Source organism: Serratia sp. YC16 (assembly GCF_009707615.1).
Lineage (GTDB): Bacteria > Pseudomonadota > Gammaproteobacteria > Enterobacterales > Enterobacteriaceae > Serratia > Serratia surfactantfaciens.
The window spans coordinates 19569-36647 of the sequence record NZ_WLYN01000017.1; the positions used below are offsets into that span (position 1 = coordinate 19569).

Here is a 17079-nt window from a genome sequence, read left to right on the forward strand (position 1 = left end):
CGGCGCGCCCCCATCTACACCCCATGGCTCCGCACGATCAGAGAGAAAAAGAGATGCTAGCTCAAGCTGTTGTTGATATTAACGAAACTAACCTGCACCAGACGCTGGAACAGTCGATGTCCATTCCGGTGCTGTTCTACTTCTGGTCCGAGCGCAGCCAACACTGCCTGCAGCTCACGCCGGTGCTGGACAAGCTGGCGGCGGAATACGCCGGTCAGTTCATTCTGGCCAAGGTGGACTGCGACGCCGAGCAGATGATCGCCTCCCAGTTCGGGCTGCGTTCTATCCCGACGGTTTATCTGTTCAAAGACGGCCAGCCGGTCGACGGCTTCCAGGGCCCGCAGCCGGAAGAAGCGATCCGCGACCTGCTGCAGCGTTTCCTGCCGAAGGAAGAAGATCTGAAACTGGCGCAGGCGCAGGAACTGCTGGCCGCCGGCAACGCCGCCGAAGCGCTGCCGCTGCTGAAAGACGCCTGGCAGAGCAGCCAGCAGCGCAGCGACATCGGCCTGACGCTGGCTGAAACCCAGATCGCGCTCAGCCGCAGTGAAGACGCCGAAGCGGTACTGGCAACCATCCCGCTGCAGGATCGCGATACTCGCTATCAAGGCCTGGTGGCGCAGATTGAATTGTTGAAGCAGGCAGCGGACACGCCGGAGATCCAACAGCTGCAACAGCAGGTGCAGCAGCAGCCGGACAACGTCGAGCTGGCGGTGCAGCTGGCGCTGCAGCTGCATCAGGTCGGGCGTAACGAAGAAGCGCTGGAACTGCTGATGGGGCATCTGAAGAAAGATCTGGCCGCCGCCAACGGCAACGCGCGCAAGACTCTGATGGATATTCTGGCCGCGCTCGGCACCGGCGACGCGCTGGCCGCTAAATATCGCCGCCAGCTGTACTCCCTGCTGTACTGATATCCGTCATCCCTGAAGCTGCATCCAGGTGGCAAACGTGAAGCCCTGGGAGCTTAGATAACTAAGCGACCAGGGCTCGAACGTGCAGTCAGCTTGAAATATGACGGGGATTAGCGATAGACCCGCACCCCACCCTCTACGCCCGCCGGGCTGAACAACACCTGCCACAGCTGAATGTTGCGCGAACGAAACGCGCCGGCGCAGGCGTTCAGGTAATAAGTGAACATCCGTTCGAAGCGCTCGGAATAACCGCCCGCCAATTCCGGCCACGCCCGTTTGAAATTCTCCAGCCAGGCCATCAGCGTGCGATCGTAATCGGCACCGAAGTTATGCCAATCCTCCATCACGAAACGCCCTTCGCTGGCCTCGGCGATATGCCGCACCGAAGGCAGGCAGCCGTTGGGGAAGATGTATTTGTCTATCCAGGCGTCGACGTTAAGGTCGGTTTGATTGGAACCGATAGTGTGCAACAAAAACAGGCCGTCCGGCTTCAGGTTGCGCGCCGCGACGCTGAAATAGGTATCGTAGTTCTTCGGCCCGACGTGCTCGAACATGCCGACCGACACGATGCGGTCGAACTGGCGGTCCAGATCGCGATAGTCCTGCAGTAAAATCTCGACGTCCAGCCCGGCGCAACGTTCCTGCGCCAGCTTCTGCTGCTCGGCAGAAATGGTCACGCCGTGCACCGAGACGCCGTAGTTTTGCGCCGCAAACTGCGCCAACCCGCCCCAGCCGCAGCCGATATCCAGCAACGTCATGCCCGGTTTCAGCTGCAGCTTTTCGCAGATCATCCTGAGCTTGGCCTGCTGCGCCTGCTCCAGCGTCTGCGCCTCTTTCCAGTAGCCGCAGGAGTATTGCATGTAAGGATCGAGCATCGCCCGGAACAGATCGTTGCCGATGTCGTAGTGCTCTTTGCCCACCTGCCAGGCGCGCTTGCGCGATTGGCGGTTGAACAGCCGGGCATAGGCGATGCGCGCGATGTCGCTCAGGCTTTTCGGCAGCCGCTCGTCGACGCCGGCCTGCAGAATGCGGGTAAACAACACGTCCAGCCGTTCGCACTCCCACCAACCGTCCATATAACCTTCGCCGAAGCCGAGCGAGCCTTCCTGCAAAATGCGTTTGAACAGCGCCGGGTTGTGCACCCGAATATCCCAGGCGCGCGGGCCATTGATGGCGACGCCGGCTTCGGCCAGCATCTCCTCTACAATGCGATACCAGCGGTCGTTCTTCTGGGCGAGTTCATCAACACTGAGCGAATCCATAACAATCCTTGGCCGAAATGTCATTTCAAAAAGCATAGTCGCAAATAAAAATGACAAATTTTTGACGTTAAACACAGGGGGTGTTTTTACTCTAGCCAAGGTGAGCAACATCATGAAATGAATAAAAATTATTGAAATCATGCCGTTTTGGCATACTTATCCGCGCCAACGCGGGCGCGGATAAACCGACGGCAACTAAGGTAAAATGGCGGTGCCGGCCTGGCCCGCCAGCACCGCGTCGATATCCTGCAGGCCACCGATATGCGCCGTCCGCCCGGTGCGATCGACGAAGCGGCTGACCGCCATGATCTTCGGCCCCATGGCGCCGTCCGCCACCGCCATCGGCGCCAGCTCCTGCGTGGTGGCGCGACGAATGGCGCGCTGGCGTGGCGTGCCCCACTCCTGGTACACCGCGTCGGCGTCGGTGAGGATCACCAGATGATCGGCGCCCACCTGTTCCGCCAACAGCGCCGCCGCCAGATCTTTGTCGATCACCGCTTCGCTGCCCGTCAGCCCATCCTCGCCGGCAATCATCGGGATGCCGCCGCCGCCGTTGCAGATCACGATATGCCGCTGCGACAGCAGCAAGGTGATCGCCTCGATGTCGAGGATCTTCTGCGGCGCCGGCGAAGGCACCACCCGGCGAATGTAGTTACCGTCCGCCTTCAGCGTCCAGCCGAACCTGGCCTCCAGCGCCTGCCGCTGTTCCGGCGCATACACCGGCCCGATGAACTTGCTCGGCGCCTGGTAATCCGCATCCTGCGCATCCACCAGCACCCGCGTCAGCAGCGTGGACACCGGCTGCTGCGGATGGCTGGCATTCAGCTGTTGCGTCAGCATATAACCGATCATGCCCTGGCTTTCCGCCACCAGAATATCCAGCGGATAGGGAGGCACATCGCGGTACGCCAGGTTTTGCAACGCCAGCAGCCCCACCTGCGGGCCGTTGCCGTGCACGATGGCGATGCGGTACTTCTGCGCCAGCTTGCCGATGGCGTCGGCGATGAGGGCGATGCTCTTATACTGATTTTCCGCAGAGAGCACGGCTCCGCGCTGCAACAGGGCGTTGCCGCCCAACGCAATGACCAAGGTTTTCATGGTTTGCACCCGTAGTTGAAATCATACCGTCCCGGCCGAATCCGCGATCCGGCCCTCGTGTTCACACCGCGCGCCGCACAGTGCGTTAATCGTCGTCACCCCCAGCCACACGCCCAGCAGCGTGTCCGCCCCCGAGAAATGCCCCAGGCTCAGCACCGCCGCCACCGCCGCCGATACGTCTTCAGGCACCTGCAGCCCCTGCGCCAGCGTATGCAGCGGCGTGGCGAACACGCCCTGCTCGGCGTAATGCAGGTAGTGCGCGCTCACCAGCGTGGTCAGCGTGTCCAGCGGTGGCGTATGGGCGAAAAACGGCGTCAGCCTGGCGACCTGGATGCGGCTGTCGAGGTGCGCGCTCAACAACAGACCGAGCAAGGTGTCGTCGTTGCTGGGCGTCAGCCCCGGCCCTTTGCCCAGCGTATGGCGCCAGTCGACCGCGCCGCCCCGCAGCCAACGAGAGAGATCCCGCGCCAGCCCGGCCGGCTCCGGCGTTAATGGCCGCTTCACCAGCCGACCGATTTCACCGTGTAATCCGCACAGTGCGGTGCTGTGCTGCAACACCGCCGTCAGCGGCCAATCGGCAATGGCCGCCCGCTGCGCCAGCGCCAGATCCCGCGCCATCGCGGCGGGCCGGACAAGAAGCGCATCCAGCAAGATGCCAGTGGTGGAGAAAGCGCAGTGCCGTACGGACGGTATCGCATGACGCACGCGGTCGAAATCCCGCGCGCCAAGCTGCCACCCCATCGGGCTCAGGCCGCTGCCGGCGCGGTGCAGCGTCAGCAACCGCGCATTTTCCGTCAGGAAATTGATCGCGTTGTTGAAGCTGCCGACGCAGCGCAGCGCGCCATAGTCCTGCGTCACATGGCGGCTGCCGGCCAGCGCGACAATGTCCATACGCCCCTCCGTTCGCTTACGCCGTGATGCCGAGCTTATCGGCCAGCGCTTCGATCGCCTTCTCGAAACAACCGAGCGGCGCGCGCACCGTGCCGGCGCCGATCTGCCCGACCCCGGCTTCGCGGTGGGCTATGCCGGTGTTGATCAGCGGCGTGATGCCGGTTTCCACTACCCGGCGTGCATCCAGCCCCAGGCAGGCGCCCTGGAAGTCCCAGGTCGGGATCTGCAGCATCATGTTGCGCTCAAGATAGATCTCCGCCATTTCCTCGGAGATGTCGGTGGCGGCGCTCATGCCGCCGGAAGCCCCGACGAATCGCGTCACGCCCGGGGCCGCCACCATCGCCGCCCCGCCGATGCCGAAGGTTTCGGTGATCGCGCTGTCGCCGATGTCCGGGTTGGCGTCCGCCTGGCTGAAGCCGGAGAAGAACAGCCCCTCCGGCGTGTTCACCGGCGCAGTGAACCAACGATCGCCCATGCCACTGATCTTGATGCCGAAGTTCTTGCCGTTGCGGGTCATCACCGTGACGATGGTGCCCTGCTCAATCTCCGCTCCCGCATCCATCGCCGCCTTGCAGTAAGCCATCGCCAGATTGAGGAAGAACTGATCGGTGATACTGAGGAACTGCATCACCTGCGCCAGCTCCGCCTTATCGCGAGGCAGCAGGCTAATCTCCGGCGCCAACCTGCGCATCAATAGCGCCGAGGCCGCGATATTGCGCTGGTGGAACTCATCCCCCATGCTGATCGCCTGCGCCATCAGCGCGGTCAGATCGATCCCCTCCTCCAGCGTCGCCAGCACCGCTTTCAGCACCGGGGCCAAAGAGTCGCGCATCCAGCGCAGGCGCTGCTGCACATCCTCGCCATAGGCGCCGAAGCGCATCACCTTACCGATGCCTTCGTTCATGTTGCAGTAGGCGTAGTTGCCGTGGACAGTGTTCCTGACCACCACCATCGGCATGTGGGCCGAAGTAATGCCACCCATCGGCCCCACCGCGCTCACGCTATGGCATGGGATAAACTCGATTTCCCCTTGCTCCAGCAGCGCCAGTGCCTGCTGCTCATCCTGCGCCCAGCCTTCGAACAGGCAGGCGCCGATGCAGGCACCGCGTACCGGACCGCTCATCTCTTGCCAGGTGACCGGCGGCCCGGCGTGCAACAGCTTGCGTCCTTCAGCCAGCTGCGGGATCAACCGATGCGCCAGATCCACATCCTGCCAGTGCGGGCGCGCCTCGCGGATACGGGCGATAACGGCGGCGTTTGCTTGCTCAATCGTTGCGTACATAGCGGTTCCTTACTTTAATTTTTTCAAGATGTTGGCTAATCGTTGATCGCCACCGGCCACCGGCGCCCACTGGTAATGCACCACCGGAATATCGCTGGTTTGCAGGTCATCGGCGAAGCTGCGCAGCCCGGCGTTGATCACCGCGACGCCGTCCAGCAAGGCCGGCCGTTCGCGTTCAGGTGCGGGTAAGGCGGGGGTAATCAGCTGATGCGCCAGCGCGACCGCCGCCGGCAGCGACGGCATCACCGCGATGCCGGCCTCCTGCAGGGTGGCGATTTGCCGCGAGCGCTGCTGCGGATCCTGTTCGGTGCCGGTGACGGTAGCGATCGCCGCCAGCGGCTGGGCCGCGCCGCGCGCCGCGCGCACCTTGGCCACCTCGTCCGCCAGCGACGCCGCCGGATCGTCTTGGGCGCCGAAGCCGATCACCACGTCCAGCAGCAACACGCCGGTCTGCGGCTGCTGCGCCAGGAGGGCGATTTCTTGATTGCGGGCGGTCGGGTCAATCATCGGGTGCGGGCGTCCCTGGGTATAAAAGTCATCGCCCATGTCGATGATGCGATGGCCATCGGCCACCAGCATGGCGCCGCGCGGGTGCTCGCTATCCACCGGCAAGCGCAGTTTTTCCGCCAGCAACATCGCGCATTCGGCCGCCAGCGTGCCGCCGGCGTACAGTCCGGCGATTTTGCCGCCGGGCACCGCGGGCTGTTGCGCCGCCTGTTGCTGCACGCAGCCCAGCATCGCCGCCAGGCGCGCCGCTTCATCCAGCGTGGCGGCGAACGTGATGTTGCCATCCTGACGCACGGCGGACTGCGCGCCCAGGAACAGCGCCACCACCGGCTTGCCGAGCGCTTTCATTTCGTCGATCACCCGCTGACGCACCTCGGGTGCCGGCGGTTTGGACACGAACGCCAGCACCTGGCTCTGCGGGTCCGCCGCCAGCATGCGCAGCGCGCTGATGGCGCTGATGCCGCCGATCTCCGCCGTCAGATCCCGCCCGCCCAGGCCGATAGCGTGCGAGATGCCCTGTCCCGCCAGGGTAATTTGCGAGATCAGCTCCTGAATGCCGGTGCCGGAGGCGCCGACCACGCCGATGGATCCGGCGGGCGCCACGTTGGCAAACGCCAGCGGCGCGCCGGCGATGCAGGCGGTGCCACAGTCCGGCCCCATCACGATCAGCCCACGCTCGCGCGCCTTGGTTTTCAGCGCCACTTCCTGCGCCGGGCTGACGTTGTCGGAGAACATCATCACGTTGCAGCCGTCTTCCAGCGCCCGATCCGCCAACTCCGCCGCGTATTCGCCGGCGATCGAGATCAGCGCCAGATTGGCGGCCGGCAGCTTCTGCCGGGCTGTGCGCCAGCTGCGTGCCCGCAGCAGCTTTTTGCCGCCCTGGCTGCCCTGCGCAATCGCCTTGAGCGCCGCCTCCAGCGCCGCGCCGATCTCCTCGGCGATCGTCTCGTCGGCGGACTCCGCTTTGATCGCCACGCAAATATCGTTCGGCGTCGCTTCGCTAAACTGCGGGTGCCAGAAACCGGTCACCTCCAATAAGGATTTATTGGCCGGTGTCCCCATCATGACGGATATTTCCTCGACCTTGGGAGACTCACTGAGTTTGCGGGAGATCAACATCAGGCTGACGGAATCCTGAAAGCTCCCCTTTTTAATAAAAGCATGGATCATGGTGATATCCTTAAGACAGCATTTAATAATATCGGCAATATTTCCCGTACCGGCAGCACGGCGATGCATTGAATCCAGCGAAAAGGTTAATTATCAAGCTACAAATTAAAATCACGCCCAGAGGTGAGTGCGGTCACACTTTATTCATTGTTAGAAAAAATAATTTAATCCCTTGAATATTAGTTAATCCAGACGCGAGGAATTCATTTATAAAAAACTTCTAACAATGACGATTTAATTCAACGAATTTTTAATCCAATCGAATAAAACGCATCTGGATCACATTATTCCCCCCCGGTATTTATACATTACAACGCAGAGGCGAATTAAATAAACCGTAGTGATAAAAGGACTGTATATGAAGGTCTCTAAACAACAATTACACCAGCTTATCCAGCAAAAAATTCACGCCGCCGGCCTGAGCCAGGAGCACGCCGGCATCGTCGCCGACGTGCTGGTTCATGCCGATGCGCGCGGCATCCACTCCCACGGCGCGGTCAGGGTCGAATACTATTCCGAACGTATCAGTAAAGGCGGCACCAACAATCACCCGCATTTCACCTTTGAAAAAACCGGCCCCTGCAGTGCCATTTTCGACGGCGACAACGGCGCCGGGCACGTGGCGGCCAAGCTGAGCATGGATCGCGCCATCGAGATGGCGAAAGAGAGCGGCGTTGCGGTGGTGGGCGTTCGCCGCATCGGCCACAGCGGCGCGCTGTCGTACTTCGTGCAGCAGGCGGCGCGCGCCGGCATGGTCGGCATCTCGCTGTGCCAATCCGATCCGATGGTGGTGCCGTACGGCGGCGCCGAAGTCTATTACGGCACCAACCCTATCGCCTTCTCCGCGCCGGGTGAAGGCGACGAGCTGATTACCTTCGACATGGCCACCACCGTGCAGGCCTGGGGCAAAGTGCTGGACGCCCGCTCGCGCAACGCCGTCATTCCCGACACCTGGGCGGTGGACGCCGAGGGCAAGCACACCACCGATCCGTTCGCCGTCAGCGGCCTGCTGCCGATCGCCGGGCCGAAAGGCTACGGCCTGATGATGATGGTCGACGTGCTGTCGGGCATTTTGCTCGGCCTGCCGTTCGGCAAACACGTCAGCTCGATGTATCACGATCTCAGCGCCGGCCGGGAATTGGGCCAATTGCATATCGTGCTGAATCCAGGTTATTTCACCAACGAATCGGCGTTCCGTAAAAATATCAGCCAGGTCATGAAAGAGTTGAACGCCGTTAAACCGGCGCCGGGTGTCAGTAAAGTGCTTTACCCGGGACAGAACAGCCATGCGCGTGAAATGGAAAGCGAGAAAAACGGTATCGAAATCGTCGACGACATTTATCAATACTTAATTTCAAATGATATTTACCAGCGTTCTTACGACCACAAAGACCCCTTCGCCAGTTAACGCAATCTTATTATCGTGGGCTTTTTCCGCCGCGGCTCGCGGTTGATATTGCAGAGCCGGGGAGAAAAAAGAAAACCTTCATCAGCGCGCTCAGCGCAATAGGTCGGCCGGCGGCGAATATCATCCGCCCTGGCCGCATCGCCGCTGAGACACAACATGCGGGCAGGTAAACATGAAAGACTTCCAACAAGAAATCCGTGATATTTCCGGCTGGTTATCGAAAATCGGCGCCGACCCCAGCGGCGGCATGACGCGTCTGCTTTATACCCCGGAATGGATCGAGGCGCAGCACGCGTTGAAAAACGCCTTCGACGCCGCCGGGCTGAGCACCCATTTTGATGCGGTCGGAAACCTGTTCGGGCGGCTGGAGGGCAGCAAATACCCCGACCAGGTGATTCTCTCCGGTTCGCACATCGACACGGTGGTCAACGGCGGCAACCTCGACGGCCAGTTCGGTATCGAAGCCGCCTTTATGGCGATCAAATACCTCAAGGATACCTACGGCCCGCCGCTGCGCAGCCTGGAAGTCATCGCGCTGGCGGAAGAAGAAGGCAGCCGCTTCCCCTATGTGTTCTGGGGCAGCAAGAACATCGTCGGCCTGGCCCGGCGGGAAGATGTGCAGCACATTACGGACGCCAAGGGCGTCGGCTTCGTCAACGCCATGCGCGACGCCGGTTTCGATTTCCCGCCGCCGCATCAGCCGCTGCGCAGCGATATCGCGGCCTTCGTCGAGATCCATATCGAGCAGGGTAAAGTGCTGGAAACCGAAGGCAAAACCCTCGGCGTGGTGACCAGCATCGTCGGCCAACGGCGCTATGACGTGCGGCTGCAGGGCGAAGCCAACCACGCCGGCACCACCCCGATGAGCTACCGCCGGGATACCGTGCACGCCTTCAGCCGCATCTGCTGCGAATCGATCGCCAAGGCGCGCGCCGAGGGCGATCCGCTGGTGCTGACCTTCGGCAAGGTGGAGCCGAAGCCGAACACCGTCAACGTGGTGCCGGGCTTCACCCACTTCACCCTCGACTGCCGCCATACCGATCAGGCCGCGCTGCTGCGCTTCACGCAGGAGATCGAGCAGGATATCCAGCGCATCTGCGCCGAGATGGGCATCGAGGCCGAGATCGATCTGTGGATGGACGAAGCACCGATCCCGATGAACGAACAGCTGGTGGCCTGCGTCAGCCGCCTGTGTGAAACGCAGCGGCTGAATTACCGCATGATGCACAGCGGCGCCGGGCACGACTCGCAAATTTTCGCCCCGCGCGTGCCGACGGTGATGATGTTCGTGCCGAGCATCGCCGGCATCAGCCATAACCCGGCGGAAAAAACCGCCGTCGCCGATCTGAACGAAGGGGTGAAAATCCTGGCGCAGACGCTGTATCAGCTGGCCTACACCGAACAGGGGGCCGAGGCATGAGCAACGACATCGACCCGCGCTACTGGAAAAAGATCGTCGTCGTGCTCTGTCTGGGCTGGGCGGTGATCTGGATCTATCGCACCGTTCTGACGCCGATCTTCCCCGAGATCCAACAGACCATCGGCGCGCACTCCAATGCGGAAATGGGACTGATCGCCAGCTTCTACTTCTTCGCCTATACCGGCATGCAGATCCCGGCGGGCATCCTGGTGGACAAATTCGGCAAGAAGGTGGTGTTGATCCCGGGCTTCTGCCTGTTCATCATCGCCACCTTGCTGATCGGCAACGCCACCAGCCTGACCATGGTCTATGCCGGCAGCCTGCTGGCGGGCATGGGCTGCGGCTCTTATTACGGCTCGGCTTACTCCCTGTCGTCGGAGAATATCCCGCTGGAGCGCCGTGGCCTGGCGACCGCGGTGATCAACAGCGGCTCGGCGCTCGGCATGGCCATCGGCCTGATCGCCTCCAGCCTGCTGGTGAAAAGCTTTAACATGAACTGGCAGATCATGCTGTTCATCATCACCGGCCTGCTGGTAGTGATGACGCTGGTGTTCGCCGTGGTCATCAAAAGCTCGCAGCCTCAAGCGCCGGCAGCCGTCAGCCAGACCGTTGCACCGGCGGCGCTCGAGCCCGAAGAGGACGGTCAGGCCAGCGGCCTGTTCAGCCTGCGCATGATCTCCGCCTACGCGATGTACTTCGCCACCTGCTACGGCTACTACATGATAGTCACCTGGCTGCCCTCGTTCCTGCAGCAAGAGCGCGGCTTTGAAGGGGTGGCCATCGGCTTCTCCTCCGCCCTGGTGGCCTTCGCGTCGGTGCCGGGTGCGCTGTTCTTCAGCCGCATGTCCGACCGTTTCCGCAACAAGAAAGTGCAGCTGATCATTTTCCTCGAGCTGTGCGCGGCGGTAATGCTGGTCTGCACCGTCATTTCGCCGGACTCCACCATGCTGCTGATAAGCCTGATCCTGTACGGGCTGCTGGGTAAGCTGGCGGTCGATCCGATCATGATCTCCTTCGTCGCCGACAACGCGCCGAAGAAAGGCTATGGCACCAGCTTCGGCGTGTTCAACTTCTTTGGTATGTCCTCGTCGGTAATCGCCCCCTTCCTGACCGGCGTAATCTCCGACAGCACCGGCTCCAAGGTGATGGGCTTTTACATCTCCGCCGCCATCCTGCTGGTGGGCACCGCCATCTTCTTTACCGTCAACGTCTTGATGAAACGCACTACGCCAACCCGAACGGCCACCGAGGCCTGACGGCGCTTTTTTACCGGGCGCCGCCGCGGCGCCCTTTCAACGATCAGGAGAATCAACGTGGGTTACTTCAACAATCAAACCGGTTATCCAACCGACATTCTGTCAACGCGCGCCATCATCAAACGCGGCAACTATGCGCTGATCCCGCCGAACGGCCTGGTGCGCAACGTCATTCCCGGTTTTGAAAACTGCGACGTCACCATCTTGTCGACGCCGAAACTGGGCGCCACCTTCGTCGACTATCTGGTTACGCTGCACGACTGCGGCCGCAACACCAAAGGCTTTGGCGGCGAAGAGATCGAAACCTTCGTGTACGTCATCGACGGCGCCATCACCGCTTCCGCCGACGCCACCGACTACCCGCTGACCGCCGGCGGCTATCTTTACTGCCCGGCGGGCGTCACCATGCGGCTGGAAAACGCCAACGGCGGCCAATCCAGCCGCCTGTTCCTCTACAAGCGCCGCTACCAGCGCATCAAGGGCTACGAGGCGCACGTGGTCAGCAACAACGTCGCCAACCTGGAGCAGATCCACTACGAGGGCATGAGCGAGGTGATCCTGCAGGATCTGCTGCCGAAAGATCTGGGCTTCGACATGAATATGCACATCCTCTCCTTCGCCCCCGGCGCCAGCCACGGCTATATCGAGACCCACGTGCAGGAGCATGGCGCCTACATTCTCAGCGGCGCAGGCGTGTACAACCTGGACAATGAATGGATGCCGGTGAAACAAGGCGACTACATCTTCATGGGCGCCTATGTGCAGCAGGCAGGCTATGCGGTTGGCCAGGAAACCTTCAGCTACATCTACTCCAAGGACTGCAACCGCGACGTCGAGCCGTAAGCGCTTCGCCGCCAAAACCCAGGCCACCTGCTCGCGCAGCGTGGCCTTCTTTTTTATCTCAATTGCCGGCCGATACGCATCGCGCGGGCGACGTTGGTGGCGCTGCGCTGCAGGTTGAGTTCCCCTTGCGACAGCGCGACCGCCAGCGTGCTCAGGCGCGGCAGAATGCTGAACATCGCGTCGATTCCCTGCGCGTGCAACGCTTCCGCCCCGTCCTCCACCACGCCGGCCAACGCGATGACCGGCAGGCCGCGCGCCCGCGCCAGACGAGCGACGCCGGACAGCGCCTTGCCGCCCAGCGTTTGGCTGTCGATGCGCCCTTCACCGGTGATCAGCAAATCGGCCTCCTCCAGCGCCTGCTCCAGGTCCAGCGCCGCCATCACGATCTCGATACCCGGCTTCAGCGTTGCGCCGAGAAACACCTGGCAGGCGATCCCCATGCCGCCCGCCGCCCCGCCGCCGGCGACCTGTCGCACGTCGCGGCCGGTGCTCTGGCGGATCACCTCGGCATACTGCGTCAGGCCCTGTTCCAACTGCGCCACCATCGCTGCCGTCGCGCCCTTCTGCGGCCCGAACACCGCCGCCGCGCCGCGCGGCCCCACCAGCGGATTGTCTACGTCGCAGGCGACCTCTATCCGGCACTGCCGCAGGCGCGCATCCAGCGCGCCGAGATCGATTCCGCTCAGCGTCGCCAGCTCGCCGCCGCCCCACGGCAGCGCCCTGCCGTCCGGACGATAAAAGCGGCCGCCCAGCGCCTGCACCATGCCGACGCCGCCATCCACCGTGGCGCTGCCGCCGATGCCGAGGATCAGGTGGCGAATGCCCTGATCCAGCGCATGCAGGATCAGTTCGCCGGTGCCGTAGCTGGTGGCCAGCAGCGGGTTACGGCGTTCCGCCGGCGTCAGCATCAATCCGCTGGCCGCCGCCATCTCGATCACCGCCGTCTTGCCGTCGCCGCTGACGCCGTAAAACGCCGCCACCCGTTCCCCCAGCGGGCCCGTGGCGGTCACGCTCACCTTGCGCCCGCCGGTGGCGGCCACCAGCGCGTCCACCGAGCCTTCGCCGCCATCGGCGATCGGCAGGCAGACGCACTCGGCATCGGGATAAACCTCGTGAAAGCCGCGCGCGATCGCCCGCGCCGCCAATTCCGCGCTGACGCTTTCTTTAAATGAATCCGGTGCAATAACAATTTTCATGACGCATCCTTTATTCGAACAGAAATAAAAACGGCCATGCCTTCCCCCGCTGAATTAATCAGAGGAGAAACGCATGGCGAAATAAAATAAAACTGTTGCCGACTATTTAATTAAGATGAAGGAAAGTGTTATTTGTTGACCCATTTCGCCGGCACGCTGTAGGTTAATAATGCGCCCACGATCATCATCGCCGACAAAACGCACATCGCCGCCAAATTGCTGTGGGTCAGCTGTTTGAAATAGCCGATGATGTAAGGCGAAATAAATCCGCCGATATTGGCGATGGAATTGATGAGCGCGATGCCCGCTGCGGCGCAGGTGCCGGTAAAGATGGCATTCGGCAAGCTCCAGAACAGCGGCGACGGCACCAGGCTCGAGGCCACCGCCACGCACAGCGCCGTCATCACCACATGCTTGTTGTCCGGGAACAGGCCGATAAAGATCAGCGACACCGCCGCGATGCAGAACGGCACGATAATGTGCCAGCGCCGCTCGCGATGCTTGTCCGAACTGCGCGCGGCCACCAGCATCGCCACCACCGCCAGCATGTACGGCAGCATGGTCAGCAGCCCGATATCCATCACCGAGGTCACGCCGGTGTCGCGAATGATGGTGGGCACCCAAAACGCCAGCCCGCCTTGCCCCATCACCGTACAGAAGCAAATCAGCCACATTTTGGTGAACGCGGACGACCTCAGCATGCTTTTCATCGTCCACTCCTGCCCGCCGGCGGCGCCCTGACGCGGCGCGCTCTGCTCCATATCCTCCTTGATCAGCGCCTTCTCCTGCGGGCTGAGCCACTTGGCGCTCTGATAGGTATTATCCAGGAAGCAAAAAATGACGATGGCGATCAACAGCGCGCGCGGGCCGCTGATAAAGAACAGCCACTGCCAGCCGGAGAGGTTCATCAGGCCGTTCATGTGTTCGATGATCCAGCCGCACAGCGGGCCGCCGATGATGTTGCTGACCGGGATGCCGCACACGAACAGCGCCGTCATCTTGGCCCGCTGGCTGGAGGGGAACCACAGCGTCAGGTAGAGGATCACGCCGGGGTAAAAGCCGGCTTCCGCCAGCCCCAGCAGAAAACGCGCCAGGTAGAATTGCCAGGGGTTGGTGATGAAGATGCTCAGCATCGATATCGCCCCCCACACCACCATCAGCAGCGCGATAATCTTTCTGGCGCCGTAGCGGCTCAGCAGAATATTGCTGGGCACCCCGGCGATGATGTAGCCGATGAAAAATACCCCGGCCCCCAGTCCGTAAACGGCTTCGGCCATCGAGACGTTGCCGTTCAGAATATCGGGCATCATTTGGAATTTCGAAAACGAAATCCCCACCCGATCGAGATAACCGACGATATAGCTCACTAATAGAATGGGCATAATGCGCCAGGCGATTTTTCGATATAAACGACTTTTGTCAGGGGCGGTAAGAATATCTTTATCAATAACAGCATTATCGGTTGCCATATTCAGTGTCTCCTTGGGTTGGCATCCTGCTTTTTACTTTTTATTGTGCTGAATCATTTTTATTGGATTGGCGGGGACCCTCTTTATTTATCATAAAGAGGGCGTTATTAATGTCGAACATCTCTGATTCTAATGATAAGCCGGCAAATTAAATGCCGGCGGGCGCCTTAGCCGGCTACCCGGTGGTTGCCCATGATTTCCAGCGCCCGCACCAGCGCGGAGTGATCCAGTTCGCCGTCGCCATTGGCGGCGCAGACGTTGAACAGCTCCTGGCAGGTGGCGGTGTTCGGCAGGCTGAGCGCCAGCGCCTTCGCGCCCTGCAGCGCCAGGTTGAGATCCTTCTGGTGCAGCGAGATGCGGAACCCCGGCGCGAACGCCCGCTTGATCATCCGCTCGCCGTGCACCTCGAGGATACGCGACGAGGCGAAGCCGCCCATCAGGGCTTCACGTACCCGGGCCGGATCGGCGCCGGCGCGCGAGGCGAACACCAACGCTTCACTGACCGCTTCAATGGTCAGCGCCACGATGATCTGATTGGCGACCTTACAGGTTTGCCCGTCGCCGTTGCCGCCGATCAGCGTGATGTTCTTGCCCATCAGCGCCAGCAGCGGCTTCACCCGTTCGAAGGTCGCTTCCTCGCCGCCCACCATGATGGTCAGCGTGCCCTGTTTGGCGCCCACTTCGCCGCCGGAAACCGGCGCGTCCAGGAACTGGGCGCCCAGCTGGTTGATGCGCTGCGCGAATACTTTGGTCTCCAGCGGTGAAATGGAGCTCATGTCCACCACCACTTTGCCGTTCAGCTTGCCGGCGGCGCAGCCGCGTTCACCGAACAGCACCTCCTCCACCTGCGGCGTATCCGGCACCATGATGAAGATCACGTCCGTCTCATCTGCCACCTGCTGCGGATCGCGGCAGGCGATGGCCCCCTGTTGCAGTAACGTTGCCGGCACCTCGTGCCGGGTGTGGGCGTAAAGCGTGTGCCCGCCCGCCAGCAGTTTTTCCGCCATCGGCGCGCCCATGATGCCCAGACCGATAAATCCCACTTTCATTTTCATCTCCTCAAGACAGGTATTTTTTAATCCATGACAGGCCGCTTTCCGTGGTGGTAAGCGGTTTGTATTCGCAGCCGATCCAGCCGCGATACCCCATACGATCCAGCTGCGCGAAGATAAACTCGCAGTTGATTTCACCGGTGCCCGGCTCATGCCGCCCCGGGTTGTCGGCGACCTGGATGTGGTCGATCTTCGCCAGCAGGCGCTCGAGGGTCTGCGTCAGCTCTCCTTCCATGCGCTGCATGTGGTAGAGGTCGTACTGCAGATACAGGTTGGGGCTGCCGATCGCCTCGATCAGTTCGATCGCCTGCCGGGAGGTTTGCAGGTAGAACTGCGGCATGTCGTAGCGGTTGATCGGTTCGATCAGCAGGCGGATATTTTGCCGCGCCAGGGTGTCGGCGGCGTAGCTCAGATTCTCCTTCACCCGTTCGTCAGTGGTGTGGCGGCTGACGGCAGGATCCGGATTGCCGATCAGGCAGTTGATGCGATCGCAGCCCAGCGCCTGCGCATACTCGATCGCGCGCCCGACGCCGTCGCGGAACTCCGCTTCGCGCCCCGGCAAGCAGGCGATGCCCCGTTCGCCGGCCGCCCAGTCGCCGGCCGGCAGGTTGAACAGCACCTGGCTCAGACGATGCGCCTCCAGTTCGCTGCGCAGCGCCGCGATCGGATAGTCGTAAGGGAACATGTATTCCACCGCGCTGAAGCCCTGCTCCTTCGCCCGGCGGAAACGCTGCATAAAATCGACTTCAGTGAACAGCATCGACAGGTTGGCTGAAAATTTCGGCATGGTAAGGTTCCTCAACGGTAATCAAAGAAGTTGACCGAGGTCGGGGCGTCTTCCGGCGTTGCCGCCACCGGTTCGAACTCGTTGACGTTATCCAGCTCGGTGCCCATGGAAATATTGGTGACGCGCTCCAGGATGATTTCCACCACCACCGGCACCCGGTGCTGCTGCATCAGTTCCTGGGCCTGACGGAACGCCGGCGCGATCTCTTCCGGCTTAAACACCCGCAGCGCCTTGCAACCCAGGCCTTCCGCCACCTTGACATGATCGACACCGTACTCGCCAATCTCCGCGTTGTTGATGTTTTCAAACGACAGCTGCACGCAGTAATCCATATCGAACCCGCGCTGCGCCTGACGGATCAGCCCCAGATAGGCGTTGTTCACCAGCACATGGATATACGGCAGCTTGAACTGCGCGCCGACCGCCAGCTCTTCGATCATGAACTGGAAATCATAGTCGCCCGACAGCGCGACCACCTTGCGCTGCGGATCGGCGGCGCATACGCCCAGCGCCGCAGGCAGCGTCCAACC

The 17079-nt window shown here is 61.6% G+C and carries 15 protein-coding genes; 5 read left to right on the top strand and 10 right to left on the bottom strand.

What is annotated here, in order from left to right; translation table 11 throughout:
* The first annotated feature begins 53 nt into the window (after positions 1-53).
* On the top strand, positions 54-908 hold the full coding sequence (locus GKN89_RS23350; protein ID WP_025160052.1) for a co-chaperone YbbN: 855 nt from the start codon (positions 54-56) through the stop codon (positions 906-908).
* A 110-nt stretch (positions 909-1018) separates the two neighbouring features.
* Here the strand turns inward: GKN89_RS23350 and cfa are convergent, their stop codons facing one another.
* The 5 genes from cfa to GKN89_RS23375 form a co-directional block, all read right to left on the bottom strand.
* Complete coding sequence (gene cfa, locus GKN89_RS23355; protein WP_019454122.1) at positions 1019-2170, bottom strand: cyclopropane fatty acyl phospholipid synthase; 1152 nt, start codon at positions 2168-2170, stop codon at positions 1019-1021.
* 195 nt (positions 2171-2365) lie between these two features.
* On the bottom strand, positions 2366-3268 hold the full coding sequence (locus tag GKN89_RS23360) for a carbamate kinase (protein ID WP_019454123.1): 903 nt from the start codon (positions 3266-3268) through the stop codon (positions 2366-2368).
* Between the two features lie 21 nt (positions 3269-3289).
* Positions 3290-4159: a DUF2877 domain-containing protein gene (locus GKN89_RS23365; protein WP_154747866.1), complete on the bottom strand. Its 870-nt coding sequence runs from the start codon at positions 4157-4159 to the stop codon at positions 3290-3292.
* A gap of 16 nt (positions 4160-4175) precedes the next feature.
* Positions 4176-5441 (bottom strand): DUF1116 domain-containing protein, encoded by a 1266-nt coding sequence (locus GKN89_RS23370; protein ID WP_015376903.1) that lies wholly within the window; start codon positions 5439-5441, stop codon positions 4176-4178.
* A gap of 9 nt (positions 5442-5450) precedes the next feature.
* Positions 5451-7118, bottom strand: coding sequence for an acyl-CoA synthetase FdrA (locus GKN89_RS23375; protein WP_154747867.1), 1668 nt, complete (start codon positions 7116-7118; stop codon positions 5451-5453).
* 358 nt (positions 7119-7476) lie between these two features.
* On the opposite strand from GKN89_RS23375, the gene allD reads away from it, so the two are divergent.
* From allD to allE, 4 genes are all read left to right on the top strand, one after another.
* Positions 7477-8526, top strand: coding sequence for an ureidoglycolate dehydrogenase (gene allD, locus GKN89_RS23380; protein ID WP_063918869.1), 1050 nt, complete (start codon positions 7477-7479; stop codon positions 8524-8526).
* Positions 8527-8698: 172 nt separating this feature from the next.
* Complete coding sequence (gene allC / locus GKN89_RS23385) at positions 8699-9946, top strand: allantoate deiminase (RefSeq protein WP_019454127.1); 1248 nt, start codon at positions 8699-8701, stop codon at positions 9944-9946.
* Positions 9943-11202 (top strand): MFS transporter, encoded by a 1260-nt coding sequence (locus GKN89_RS23390; RefSeq protein ID WP_019454128.1) that lies wholly within the window; start codon positions 9943-9945, stop codon positions 11200-11202. Before allC ends, GKN89_RS23390 begins: the two co-directional genes overlap by 4 nt.
* 57 nt (positions 11203-11259) lie before the next feature.
* Positions 11260-12045: a (S)-ureidoglycine aminohydrolase gene (gene allE / locus GKN89_RS23395; RefSeq protein ID WP_019454129.1), complete on the top strand. Its 786-nt coding sequence runs from the start codon at positions 11260-11262 to the stop codon at positions 12043-12045.
* A gap of 53 nt (positions 12046-12098) precedes the next feature.
* On the opposite strand, the gene GKN89_RS23400 is transcribed toward allE, so the two are convergent.
* The 5 genes from GKN89_RS23400 to GKN89_RS23420 form a co-directional block, all read right to left on the bottom strand.
* Positions 12099-13241 carry a glycerate kinase gene (locus GKN89_RS23400; RefSeq protein WP_154747868.1) on the bottom strand — a complete coding sequence of 381 codons (1143 nt, stop codon included), beginning with the start codon at positions 13239-13241 and terminating at the stop codon, positions 12099-12101.
* A gap of 128 nt (positions 13242-13369) precedes the next feature.
* Positions 13370-14623, bottom strand: coding sequence for an MFS transporter (locus GKN89_RS23405; protein ID WP_230329029.1), 1254 nt, complete (start codon positions 14621-14623; stop codon positions 13370-13372).
* Between the two features lie 254 nt (positions 14624-14877).
* Positions 14878-15759 (bottom strand): 2-hydroxy-3-oxopropionate reductase, encoded by an 882-nt coding sequence (gene glxR / locus GKN89_RS23410; RefSeq protein WP_154747870.1) that lies wholly within the window; start codon positions 15757-15759, stop codon positions 14878-14880.
* A 10-nt stretch (positions 15760-15769) separates the two neighbouring features.
* The gene (gene hyi, locus GKN89_RS23415; protein WP_154747871.1) at positions 15770-16549 is read right to left on the bottom strand and encodes a hydroxypyruvate isomerase; all 780 of its coding nucleotides are present in this window, start codon (positions 16547-16549) and stop codon (positions 15770-15772) included.
* Between the two features lie 11 nt (positions 16550-16560).
* Positions 16561-17079: thiamine pyrophosphate-dependent enzyme (locus GKN89_RS23420; RefSeq protein ID WP_230329030.1), on the bottom strand; the 519-nt coding region annotated here is incomplete at its 5' end.